Source organism: Mangrovibacterium sp., assembly GCF_041596335.1.
In the GTDB taxonomy this organism is placed as follows: domain Bacteria; phylum Bacteroidota; class Bacteroidia; order Bacteroidales; family Prolixibacteraceae; genus Mangrovibacterium.
This window is the reverse complement of sequence record NZ_JBFHIT010000060.1, coordinates 15,534-27,665: the sequence shown is the minus strand read 5'-3', so window position 1 is coordinate 27,665 and position 12,132 is coordinate 15,534. Positions and strand designations below refer to the sequence as shown.

At 39.5% G+C, this 12,132-nt stretch carries 11 protein-coding genes, 1 rRNA gene and 1 pseudogene; 1 reads left to right on the top strand and 12 read right to left on the bottom strand.

Features of this window, described 5'->3' with window-relative positions; translation table 11 throughout:
- Positions 1-79 (top strand): 5S ribosomal RNA (gene rrf / locus ABZD21_RS16635); the annotation flags it as partial.
- Between the two features lie 307 nt (positions 80-386).
- On the opposite strand, the gene ABZD21_RS16630 is transcribed toward rrf, so the two are convergent.
- The 12 genes and pseudogenes from ABZD21_RS16630 to ABZD21_RS16575 form a co-directional block, all read right to left on the bottom strand.
- Positions 387-602 (bottom strand): transposase, encoded by a 216-nt coding sequence (locus ABZD21_RS16630; RefSeq protein ID WP_372776231.1) that lies wholly within the window; start codon positions 600-602, stop codon positions 387-389.
- A gap of 543 nt (positions 603-1,145) precedes the next feature.
- Entirely contained in the window at positions 1,146-2,558 is a 1,413-nt protein-coding gene (locus ABZD21_RS16625) for a sugar transferase (protein WP_372776229.1), read from the bottom strand.
- A 159-nt stretch (positions 2,559-2,717) separates the two neighbouring features.
- Positions 2,718-3,125 (bottom strand): VanZ family protein, encoded by a 408-nt coding sequence (locus tag ABZD21_RS16620; protein ID WP_372776227.1) that lies wholly within the window; start codon positions 3,123-3,125, stop codon positions 2,718-2,720.
- 16 nt (positions 3,126-3,141) lie between these two features.
- Positions 3,142-4,203, bottom strand: coding sequence for a mannose-1-phosphate guanylyltransferase (locus ABZD21_RS16615; protein WP_372776226.1), 1,062 nt, complete (start codon positions 4,201-4,203; stop codon positions 3,142-3,144).
- 21 nt (positions 4,204-4,224) lie between these two features.
- Positions 4,225-5,307 carry a GDP-L-fucose synthase family protein gene (locus ABZD21_RS16610; RefSeq protein WP_372776225.1) on the bottom strand — a complete coding sequence of 361 codons (1,083 nt, stop codon included), beginning with the start codon at positions 5,305-5,307 and terminating at the stop codon, positions 4,225-4,227.
- A gap of 73 nt (positions 5,308-5,380) precedes the next feature.
- Positions 5,381-6,535, bottom strand: a complete 1,155-nt coding sequence (gene gmd / locus ABZD21_RS16605; protein ID WP_372776224.1) for a GDP-mannose 4,6-dehydratase — start codon at positions 6,533-6,535, stop codon at positions 5,381-5,383.
- A 46-nt stretch (positions 6,536-6,581) separates the two neighbouring features.
- Positions 6,582-6,914: a hypothetical protein gene (locus tag ABZD21_RS16600; RefSeq protein WP_372776223.1), complete on the bottom strand. Its 333-nt coding sequence runs from the start codon at positions 6,912-6,914 to the stop codon at positions 6,582-6,584.
- 510 nt (positions 6,915-7,424) lie between these two features.
- A complete protein-coding gene (locus ABZD21_RS16595) occupies positions 7,425-8,327 on the bottom strand; it encodes a DUF5672 family protein (RefSeq protein WP_372776222.1) in 903 nt (300 codons plus the stop codon).
- Between the two features lie 235 nt (positions 8,328-8,562).
- The gene (locus tag ABZD21_RS16590) at positions 8,563-9,549 is read right to left on the bottom strand and encodes a methyltransferase domain-containing protein (RefSeq protein WP_372776230.1); all 987 of its coding nucleotides are present in this window, start codon (positions 9,547-9,549) and stop codon (positions 8,563-8,565) included.
- Positions 9,550-9,630: 81 nt separating this feature from the next.
- Positions 9,631-9,810: pseudogene (locus ABZD21_RS16585) on the bottom strand (hypothetical protein); the annotation flags it as partial.
- Between the two features lie 87 nt (positions 9,811-9,897).
- Positions 9,898-11,223 carry an NAD(P)/FAD-dependent oxidoreductase gene (locus ABZD21_RS16580; RefSeq protein ID WP_372776221.1) on the bottom strand — a complete coding sequence of 442 codons (1,326 nt, stop codon included), beginning with the start codon at positions 11,221-11,223 and terminating at the stop codon, positions 9,898-9,900.
- Complete coding sequence (locus ABZD21_RS16575) at positions 11,199-12,104, bottom strand: NAD-dependent epimerase/dehydratase family protein (protein WP_372776219.1); 906 nt, start codon at positions 12,102-12,104, stop codon at positions 11,199-11,201. Before ABZD21_RS16575 ends, ABZD21_RS16580 begins: the two co-directional genes overlap by 25 nt.
- Between the last annotated feature and the right edge of the window lie 28 nt (positions 12,105-12,132).

Here is a 12,132-nt window from a genome sequence, read left to right as displayed (position 1 = left end):
TCCCATTCCGAACAGAGAAGTTAAGCCCGCCAGCGCCGATGGTACTGCATTTATGTGGGAGAGTAGGTCGTCGCCCTCTTTTCAAGCCCGTTGTTCTCCAGAGCATCGGGCTTTTTTTTTATTCAAAAAACTTCCCGCATCTTTCGGATCCGTCCTAAAACCTGGGTCTACGCATAAATTTTGCCTAGTGGGTATAGAAAAGACTTAATTTCGGACATGCCCCTGAACTATTTTTAAACTTCTTTATTTTAGCATTGAATGATCCGGCTGCAGCGTTTGTACTTCTGCCATCGAACTAATTTATAATGGTGTCGTAGTGAGTTCCGAATGTGCGCCTTACTGTTTAAAATGCATTGAAGTTCGACTTTTCAATCCCGATCAAACCATTATGCTAGTTTAGCTTTGGCAAGTTCAGTTGCGATTTTTAGATTGTAGAACTCGGTGAGCTTGCTGGCTAATAAGTATGCTTTTTCGATTTTGGGAGATCGATCAAGCAAGATCAGCGCCCGAGACTGTTGCGAAAGTGTCCAGCGTTCCTGAGGTTTGAAGAGCAGATGTCTGCTTCTGAGTAAAAGTTGCCTGGGTGTATCGCCGTTGGGCAGCCCCCGGGAGTGTATTCAACGGTTCGAAGTTTAGCCTATTTGTAAGCCTTGTTTTCAGCATCCAATGTTTCGCACCGATGTTTGATGCGAATATCGCGGACAGCTTCGGCTGCCAGGCGTTGGACATGAAATCCATCGGTAACTGCTTGAAATGTGGTGCGGGACAAGCGAAAAAAAAAGAGCAACGTAAATTGCTCTTTTTGATGAAGTTGAAAAATTGTGAGATTTAACTCTATGCGTAGAATAATTTCTTAACGGGAAGTATTTGTGTGCTATTTATGTTCGTAGTTGCTACTAGCAGATTAGAAAGCTGTCTGGCTAGATCGAGATAGTATGCACAGGCAAATCCTCAGCTTGCGTTTATAATGTCTAAGGAGTTTTATCAAGCCTCATGATCTGTCACATCTCCGTCTTGCAGAATGGCTTTGCCACTTTATATCGTTAACTCGAACATCTTTCCCCAGTGTCGATTTCAATCGGTACGATTAAAGCCAGTACATTTTCATACTGTTGATTCGTGTTTTATTGCTTTTTTAAGATCCGTTAGCTTCCGTCGCCGATGATTACAACTTTAACCGTTTTAAGAATTAACAAAAGATCTTTCTTAAAGGACCAATTGTCAATATACTCCAGATCTAGCCTCATCCATTGAGTAAATGGGATATTATTACGTCCGGAAACTTGCCAGGTACAAGTAATCCCAGGTTTCATACTTAAGCGTCGGATTTGCCATCTTTCGTATTTCTCGACTTCAGAAGGTAAAGGAGGTCTAGGGCCGACAACAGACATGTCGCCTCTTATAACATTTAAAAACTGTGGAATTTCGTCCAAGGATGTTTTTCGAAGAAATCGGCCGATACGTGTTACCCGGGGATCCGACTTTATCTTAAAAACAGGTCCTTCTTGTTCGTTTTGTCCGGCCAGTTGGGCTTTCAGCTCTTCAGCGTTAACTACCATAGTTCTAAATTTGAAACAATGAAACCGTCTACCATTCAGCCCAACGCGTTCTTGTTTAAAGAAGATGGGGCCACCATCATCAAATTTAATCGCTATTGCGATGGCAAGTTGTACGGGGAACGTAGCAATTACAACACACAAACTAAAGAAAAAATCAAACATTGATTTGAATTTTAATTGTAAGTAGTTGTCTGGCGAACTTTTGTAAGAAATGAATGGCAGTTTACTAATCTTTGAAAGTTCGGGATCAGCGTTTTTACCATTGATAATGGCTCCTACTTTGGTTTGGTAATGGAACCCAACGCCAATTTCTGAACATGCATCCAGGTAATTCTTTATTTCGGCTTGATTAATGCCTGAACGGCAATAAACAACATCATCAATTGGATTTCGGTCTAGCAATGGTCGAATATTCGAACTATGGCTCATCACATTATAGTCGGCTAAATACTTCTGACGGATTTCGTCGCAATTGGTCATGATTCCCCAAATTTGGAATCCCCAATCTTTTGTGTTGATAATTTCCTCAATATTTGGAATACATTCCTTGTCTGCAATAACTAAGATTTGTTTCGAATTGAATCCCTTACGTCTCAAAAGACGCATGATCATAAAAACAGTATTGTTGTAAATAATTAGAACGAATAAATTAAGCGCTCCAAAATAGAAAATTTCAGGTACGCTGAATGCTGAATATTGCAGTACGATATTGATAGCGAAAAGGAAGAAAACAGATGTTGTTACGGCTTTAATATATCCTTTCACAATGTTGCTGGTACCCATTGTTCTGGCAACAGTCCCCATTTGGTATATATCAAGTATAATATACCATAGCAGCGAAACGACTACAATTGCATTTTTAAGCTCTCTGGAGAATTCAAGTTGCCTGAACACTTCAGGATTAGTAATCCACTCAATTGCTAGAAAACACAGCATTGTAAGAATGACCTGTATACCAATACTGAGTTTGGCCAGGACAATTTCGCGATCTTTATACATGACGTGGAGATTTAAATACGATGATTGTATGGTAGTTAGATAGGTACAAAATCTGTTTCCAGAAGTATTCTATTGGTTGAGTACGATAATTCGTACTCAACCAATAGAACTCGTGAGCAATGACCAATCGGTTTTGTTTTTCTTAGACGAATAGATTTGTTAAGATTTAGATTGACTAAGTCTTTGAGCAATAATTACTTTGTATGCCAACCAACCGGCGAATAAGCCCGATGAATTGGATAATAGATCGTATAACGAAAAAGATCTGTTGAAGGGAAGAACGGCTTGCAATACTTCAATAGAAAAACTAAAAAGGAAAAATCCGGAAAGGATGAATACGGTACTGATTTTCTTTCCTAAAAGTTGCTTTGTGGTGAAGGCAGAAACAGTAAAAACAAAGTATAAAATGAAATGAACAATTTTATCCAGATTAGGAATCGGATTTACCTTTGGCAAATCGCTGGCTGGGATTAGGCATAAAACAAGGATGATTATTCCCCAGATCAGAGTAAATGCCTGACTGAACTTGATTATTCGCGTTCCTGTGATAAAATTGTTTTTAATCATTCGTAGGCTTTAAAAATTAACTGCCATGCTCCGCATCCCGCAGGAATTGTTTGATGCGCTGTTCTTCCTGTTTGCTGCAAATTAGCAAAGTCCCATTAGCTTCCACAATAATATAATCTTGTAATCCTTGAACAATCACATTTTTCACTGTGCTGGTATGAACCAGATTGTTGGAACTTTCATAAAAGCCGGTGTAAGCTGCGCCTGAAGTATTTCCCTCGTTTGTCTTTTCTGCTTTTTCCCAAAGTGCACCCCAGGTTCCCAAATCAGACCAGGCAAAAGTTGCTTTCTGGACGTATAAGTTCTTCGCTTTTTCAAGGACGCTGTAATCGATCGAAATATTTTCGCATTTCGGAAAAGCTTCCCGAATAAAGTTCTCTTCAGCATCGGTATAAAGCATATCAAATCCTCGTTCAAAAGTTGCCGCTAGCGCAGGATTGTGTTCCTCGAATGCTGATATGATAGTTGAAACTGACCAGAAAAATATTCCGGAGTTCCAGAAATAGCTACCATCTGCTAAGTATTCTTTTGCAATTTCGAGCTCAGGTTTTTCTTTAAAAGCTCTAACACTGGCAATTTCGGCTTCTTTATCCGTCGTCTGAATGTAGCCATAGCCAGTCTCTGGTTTTCTCGGGTAAATTCCCAGCGTGAGTATAGCATCATTCGCTTCAATAAAGTTTAGTCCTTTTCTGACCGTTTCCTCAAAAATATCGAATTCTTCAATTAGATGGTCTGCAGGACTTACGACAATATTTGCGTTTGGGTTTAGCTTCTTTATTTTGTAAGAAGCATAGGCAATACAAGGAGCTGTATTGCGCATACACGGCTCGCCAAGAATGTTGCCATCTACTAATTCAGGGCATTGTTCTTTTACAATTGAAGTATAATTTTCGGATGTAACCACCAAAATATTCTCTAGTGGACAAATCTGCTTGAATCGATCAATTGTATGTTGGAATAGCGTCCTACCTGTTCCGAGCATATCGAGAAACTGCTTCGGTTTCCGGGCGGTGCTGGCTGGCCAAAAGCGACTTCCAATACCGCCGGCCATCACTACCAGATAGTTATTATTTTTCATTTTGTCGTCTTTTTGTTTTGACTATGCTGTATACCACTTGATGATCTGCTCAATTCCGTCTTCGATCTCGATGGCGTGTTTCCAGCCAAGGTTGTGAAGTTTTGAAGGATCGGTCAGTTTACGCATGGTGCCATCGGGTTTCTCGCTGTTAAAAAATAATTCGCCGGTGAAACCCAGTTTAGCTTTAATGAGTTTGGCTAGGTCGCCTATGCTAATCTCTTTCCCTGTGCCAATATTGATATGAGTATTGCGAATCTCAGGAGTGTTGCTTGGACGCAGGTCTTCGAAATTAACACGTTCCATAACAAAGATACATGCATCAGCCATGTCTTCGCTCCAAAGAAATTCGCGCATTGGCTTCCCGCTTCCCCATATTTCGACAGCATATTTTCCGTCGCGCCTTTTGATCCCGTATTTCTCAAAAATACTTCTGATTTGTTCTTCTGAAGCTTGCCCGTCAATCGATTCGACCGGTCTTTTTCCCAGATCTTTACGAATTAAATCCCAGTTTCCTTCAGTTAGACAATTTCCAAGGTAAATTTTGCGAATAAGTGCAGGAAGCACGTGTGATTTTTCGAGATCAAAATTATCATTTGGGCCGTAAAGGTTGGTTGGCATTACCGAGATAAAATTAGTACCATACTGGATGTTGTAGCTCTCGCACATTTTAATCCCGGTAATTTTTGCAATCGCATAGGGTTCATTTGTATATTCCAGTGGCGATGTCAGCAAGCTGTTTTCCGGCATTGGCTGTGGCGCCTCTCGAGGGTAAATACAAGTACTACCTAGGAAAAGCAATTTTTTAACGCCATGAACATAAGCCTGGTGAATCACATTATTCTGAATCATCAGATTTTCGTAAATAAACTGTCCCCGATAAATGTTGTTGGCCATAATCCCACCAACTTTTGCTGCGGCAAGAAAAACGTAATCCGGTTTTTCTTGCTCAAAAAATTTAGCTACTGCAAGTTGATCAGAAAGGTCAAGTTCGTGGTGAGTACGGGTCACGAAATTAGAATAGCCTTTTTGTTTCAGGCCTTTCAGTATTGCCGAACCAACCAATCCTCTATGACCAGCGATGTATATTTTGCTTGTTTTTTCCATATTTGGCTACTTTTGAATAAGTAAAATTTCTTGTACTGAACCGATTGTCGGTACAGTACAAGAATATCTTCGATTATTCAAAATAATTTAGTGTTTGATAACCACCCTTGATGAGGTAGGCGTCTTTTTGCATTAGTTTAACATCCGATTGCATCATGTCGGCAACGAGTCCCGCCAGGTCATATTCTGGTTTCCAATTCAATTTTGTCATTGCTTTGGTCGGGTCTCCAATCAAAAGATCAACCTCGGTTGGTCGGAAGTACATCGGATCAACCCGTACGATATCGTTGTTCTGTTCCTTAATTCGTTTTTGAACCGCGTCCAGGTACTCGCTTCCAATTTTTGCAGTAAATATTTTTTCGTCAACCCCGGTAATGTAGCCTACCTCTTCGGCTCCTTCGCCTTTGAAATCCGCTTCCAAGCCTACTTCAGCACAAGCCATTTTAATAAAATCGCGAATTGTGGTGGTAATTCCGGTTGCGATAACGTAGTCATCCGGCTCGTCTTGTTGTAAAATGAGGTGCATAGCTTTGATGTAATCTTTAGCATGTCCCCAGTCGCGTTTCGACGATAAATTACCCATGTAAACTTTGTCTTGCATTCCAAGGGCAATTCTTGAGATAGCTCTTGTAACTTTTCTGGTAACAAATGTTTCGCCCCGGATTGGTGATTCATGGTTGAATAAAATACCGTTGCTGGCGTGCATTTTATAAGCTTCACGATAATTTACTGTAATCCAGTACGCGTACATTTTAGCTACTGCGTATGGTGAGCGAGGGTAAAACGGAGTGGTTTCTGATTGTGGGACTTGTTGAACCAATCCATATAATTCGGAGGTTGAAGCCTGATAGATTCGGCTTTTCAATCCCAGCAACCGAACAGCTTCCAATATCCGCAGGGTCCCAACTCCATCCGCATTCGCCGTATATTCCGGAATATCGAAACTAACTTTCACATGGCTCATCGCTGCCAGATTATAAATTTCATCTGGTTTAACCTCCTGAATAATACGGGTCAAATTCATACTGTCTGTCAAATCACCGTAGTGCAGAATTAAGTTCCGTTGGTCTGTATGTGGATCCTGATAGAGGTGGTCAATACGATCGGTATTAAACAAGGACGAACGGCGTTTGATACCATGAACAATGTACCCTTTTTTAAGTAAGTATTCCGCAAGATATGCTCCATCCTGCCCGGTAATACCAGTAATCAATGCAATTTTAGCCATAGCTTTTTTTTTATATAATGTCATGTTTAAGTTCTGAATCGCAAATTTACTTAATTTTCCTTCGCAGGTCTATGATTATGTTAATACGCGTCAGATGTATATAGTTGTTTAACATTAGTATGAGCTCTTGGTTGTGTTTAATCAGTTTATTCGCAAATTCATCCAACTCATCCACTCTACCGGCTTGAAGCAACTCAGCAAGAACCATACAGGAGGATTTTGCTTTTGAGAAATGATACAATGTGACATTTTGGTCTTCATCGGTGAATGCCTCCTTAATATCTTGACCGACTGTCAGTAGAATTTCTTCAATCTGACCAAACAATGGAGCATCAGTCTTCCTATTGCTCAAATCTAGTGTTTTTAAAGAATAAACCATATTTGAAGATTTTTTCCAGAGAGCAGAATTTTTATAATGTATGGATCTTAAATGCATCTTGTGCTTGATTAGTAGATTTTGTTGAATATCAGTAGTTAACAAGCGGACATTTGTTTATCCACATAGAATTGATCATTTCGAATAAGTTCAACAGGCTGTTGGTGTGAGTAGTTTCCCCGACTTAAAGAAAGTTAGATCACACCTGTGGTAAAAGATCGGATTTAGTTACAATGTACTTGTGGTTATCTGGTAGAAGCCCTTTGGGTTGAATTTGAATAGGTGGTTGCAGGTTGACGTTAAATGCTTTGTTTTGATATTTAATTAGCCCCAGCCATATATAATCAGGGGCGAAGAGCCGTTATTATTTGCAATAAATTGATTTTTGGGGAGGTTAACCAGTCACACAATTCAACTACATTTTCCGATAATTCAAGGCGAAAGAGTCAGCATCTTTCCACACAGGGAACCGGGATTTAAAATTTTCAAGATGCGTTTTTGTTAAACGGGCGGTTAGCATCCTTCCTTCAAGTGTGGACGAGGATTGTATTTCATCTCCCTTTCTCTCTCTGCATCAGGGACTAGATTTCCCTTCGGAATATTGCAATCATCAAGCGATTCAATAATCTCCATAACAAACGGTTTGTCATATCTCCACCAAGCATGTATAGCCATTGGATACGTGTTGTTGCTTTCTTGAAAGAGATACCTCGGATTCGCATCGTATGAGAAATACTTAGCTTTTTCGGGAGGACAGTTTTTGAACCAAGGAAATTTATCCGGCACGAGCACAGTCCAAAACATGTCCTCGTTGATAATTGGTCTAAGTGATTCTATTTTATAGTTAAATATGAGGCCGTCTCGAATTACTCGGAAAAACTTCCAGTACCATATTGATTCCATTTTCCACAGAGATGATATCTTCGAATAGCGATTTTTTGTCATTGAAAGCACCTTGTAACAGGATTTTGGGTTTCGAATACAAAAGCCGGTGTTGAGAGCATTTTGCTTCATCTCATTCTTCGGGGCTGTGTAGCCTTCGAAAACGGGAGCCCCGATCATGTCGTAACCTTGTTCACACCAATAGTCGATGTCATCTTTGATAACGAAAACATCTGTTTGGCAAACTACTACATAGTCAAAATCCAGAAAGTGTTTATAAAGTTCATTCGACATGAAAAGTCGTGAATAGTACTGAGGGCCACGGCCAAAAACATTTTCAAAAAATATTGAAGAAGAATTTTCGATCGTAGCGCACAGCCCATGAATATAGTCTTCCAGTGAAGGCGGTCCAATAATGACAATTTTCCGGGAGGAAAATACGCTTACCATCCTTTTAAAGGAGTATAGTTCTAAGTCTTTCATTTCCTGATAGACAGGAATTATAACACATACATTTTTGTTGTTTGTCGTCATAAGTTTTATTAATGAGTGAGCTGCGTAATAAACACAGACCATTTCAATAAATGTAAATATTCAATTCATTAACGTTGAGCAGTTCATAGCTTAAATTTTCTAAAAATACACGGGTGAAATTGAAGTACTAAATCAGAACAATGCTCCTCATGCAAGTATCTATTGTTGCGGGGTAACTTGTATTTGGTTGCGCCGCTCTTTTTTGGGATTTTTTTGCGAATTAAGAAATCATAAGTCAGACATTGTGAAATTGAAAAATTTCTAGCTTTGGGATGGCCGTAACAAATTTGCAGCCCCAGTCCTGGGTGAAACTTAGCTGTTCAATTATCTCTTTTTTAAGATTCCAGGGCAATATTAGGATGTAATCCGGTTTGAACTCAGCTATTTTCTCAATGCTGTAAACCGGGATATGGCTGCCTGGTAAATACTTATTTTGTTTGAACGGAGATGCGTCTACAACAAAACTGATCAGATCATTTCCTTTAATCCCGCAATAATTCAACAACGTATTACCTTTTGCTGCAGCTCCGTACCCAATAATTTTTTTTCCTTTTTTGTGTTCATCCAAGAGAAAACTTATGAATTCATTTTTGATCGTATTCACGTTTTCTGTGAAATTTTGATAAAACTCATCGGTGTTAATTCCAGCCTTATCTTCTTTTTCAAGTAGCTTTTCGACATTGGATGAGATCTCTTTTGACCGATCTGCTTCATGTTTTGCATAAATGCGCAGTGATCCTCCATGCGTAGGTATCTCTTCAACATCAAATATTTGAAGTCCGTAGGTTCCGAATATTCTTTTAACCGTTGTGAACGAAAAGTATGAGTAGTGCTCGTGGTATATTGTATCAAACTGGTATTCTTTCACTAGTTTCAGAATGTGAGGAAATTCCATCGTGATGATTCCAGTTGGGTGGAGTGCTTTTTTCATGCCGAGCACAAAATCATTAATGTCTGGAACATGCGCCAGTACATTATTGCCAAGAATAAGTGTTCCCAGAATTCCCTTGTCTACGAGTTGCTTTTGGGCAAACTCACTTCCAAAAAAGTCAACGATAGTTTTTATTCCTTTTTGTTCTGCTACTTCAGCGGTATTCGCAGTCGGCTCAACACCTAAAACGTCGAAATTTTTTTGTTTGAAGTACTGAAGCAAGTACCCATCGTTTGACGCAATTTCTATGACACGTGTGCTTCCATTCAGATGAAATCGTTTGATCATCATGTCCACATAGGATTTTGCGTGGGCAAGCCAGCTCTTCGAGTACGATGAAAAGTATGTGTACTGATCATTGAATATGGCATTCGCATTAGTGATCTCATTGACTGAAACTAACCGACATTGGCTGCAAACATAAGTTTTTAACGGAAGATAAACTTCCGGTTCGTTCAATTGGCGTTCGGTTAGCATTGCGTTTGATGGAGGGCAGTTTACCAAGTCAAGAAAAACTTTCTCAAGGTTGGAGTTACAATGGCGACATTTCATAATTTTATTTGTTAAATGAAAAGCGAATATAATTCATGTTTGGTTGAGCTTTTTTCACTAAGCCGAGGGCATTAAAGAGGGGAGTTTCTATAGTTTCATTAATATTTTTTCAGCTGATGCCTCTCCGGCTAAAAATGCATCGTCTGACCATGTATATTCCCAATCAGCATACCTTCCGCCAAAAAGAATATTATTTTCTAAAAGGAATGAGTGTAATAGTTCTACTGCTGATTTTCTGTCGTGGTCAAAAATTATTTGGGCAAAAGGAGAGACTCTGGCATTTGCTACCAAAATTTCATCGTTCATTCTCAGTATTCCACATTTTATTAATTCGTTTTGGACAATCGGAATGAATTCCTCTGGGCTTTTGGTTAGTGGTTTATACTTGTCGGAGAAATAGATTTCAGCCTGCAAACTGCTGCAACCGGTCGGAACCGTGTGGGGAGAAAACAAACTTTGGGCGCTAATCCTACTAATTTGAAAATCTTCATCGTAGAAGTAAGTCCAATGGTGATCAGTAATATTTGGTCGATTGATGCCAAGGCTAACGACGACACACTGAGTCCAGGCTAATTGTTTCGCAGCCGCAATCACCTCCTTGGGGGCGTCTTCCATCATTAATGCGATTTTATTTAATGGTAGTGACGAAAATGCATAATTGTAGTTGATTTTACGTCCATCGGAAAATGTCATTTCCTTGTTTTTTAAGTTGATCTTGACCAACTCTGAGTTGTAGTTGATTTCGAATGTATTCTCAATGCCTTTCATGAAGGAAACAAAACCGCCCTTGTTTGGGTACCTAAAACCCTTCACATAATGTACATCTGATGGTGATGGTGAAAGCATTCCGTAGATAACTTCCTCAAGTTTTGGTTGGTATAAACGGGGACCCAACCAATCTGTTGTGAGGTTTTTCGCTTCTGTTGTGTGAAATTTTCTAGTGTATTTCATCGGGAAATTTTCAGCGAATGTTTTCCCAAATGACGCGTAAAGCCACTGTTCGTAATTGGCGATGCTGTTATGTTCCTTTTGGGAGGTTTCAATCATTTCTTTCAAGATCTGAGTATTAAACTCAGCGGGTAAGCCATGTAAATTAACTTGTGCAGGATGAGTTATCCATTTCCCTTTCCAATAGTTATTTACTTTCGCTTTGAATTCATGAAAATCGTGGTTGACATTTTGAGCAAACAGGTTTTTAACCTTGTCGTGCTTGGTAAACGAGATATGCGGGCCATCATCGAAAACCCATTTGTTTTCAAAAATGTAAGAAGAACAATGGCCTCCATAGTGGTTCTCTTTTTCAAAGATAAGAGCATCCACATTTGAATCTTTAAATTTTTTTGCGGCACCGTATCCTGCCATTCCTGCTCCTAAAATAACAATATTACTCATAGATCTTGCTTGTTTTTCCACCATTTGATCGTTTCTTCCAGCCCATTTTCAATGGAATATCGAGGGCTGAACCCAAATTCTGAAATCATTTTTTTATTGTCTGCAACCACAATTTTGTTCGCAGTATGCGAATTATTCTGAAACTCAATAAGGTTCTGGTTACCGATGATATTTCCAATTGTCAGGGCAATATCACGTAATTTAGTGGGCTCGCCAGAAGCGATGTTTATTGTGCCGGTATAGTTTGAAAATAAAAGGGTTGCCAGATAGTTAACCGCATCCTTGACGTACAGGTAGTCACGATACAATTCGGTTTCGCGCACGACCGCTTTGTCCCCTTTCAACAGCTGCGTAATTAAATACGGAATCAGACGGCGTTTATCTTCGTTGGGGCCATACAGGAAGAATAATCTAGGCCATGCAAAACTAATGTCGTTTGACTTCAGCAATGCCTCACAATACCGATGCAAGAGATTTTTTGTTAGTCCGTAGAGGGTTGCATCGCTTAGCTTTGTTTCATTTTCACGGCAAAGTCCAGCACTCCAGTCGTATTCAAGCCCAGATCCAACAATTACTGCCCGTTTTCCTCCATTTTCCATGAAAAGCCTAATCAAATTCATACTGGCTTGCAACCAGTCGAAGTTTGACTTTAGGTTATAATTACCTGGAGAAATTTCCCACGCCAAATGCAGTAGATGGGTTGCTTTAAACTCGGCAACATTTTTTTTCAGGTTTTCGTCATCGAATATATTGCAAACTTGCCATTTTATATTTTTTTCTTGTACTGCACTATGCGTGGTTGTTAATGATAAAACTTCAATGTCTTTTTCTTTTAGAATAGGAAGAAGGTTACAACCAACGAACCCAGTGCCTCCAGTCAATAATAGTCTAATTTTTGTCATGATTTTTCGAAAAGGATATCGTCTGCTT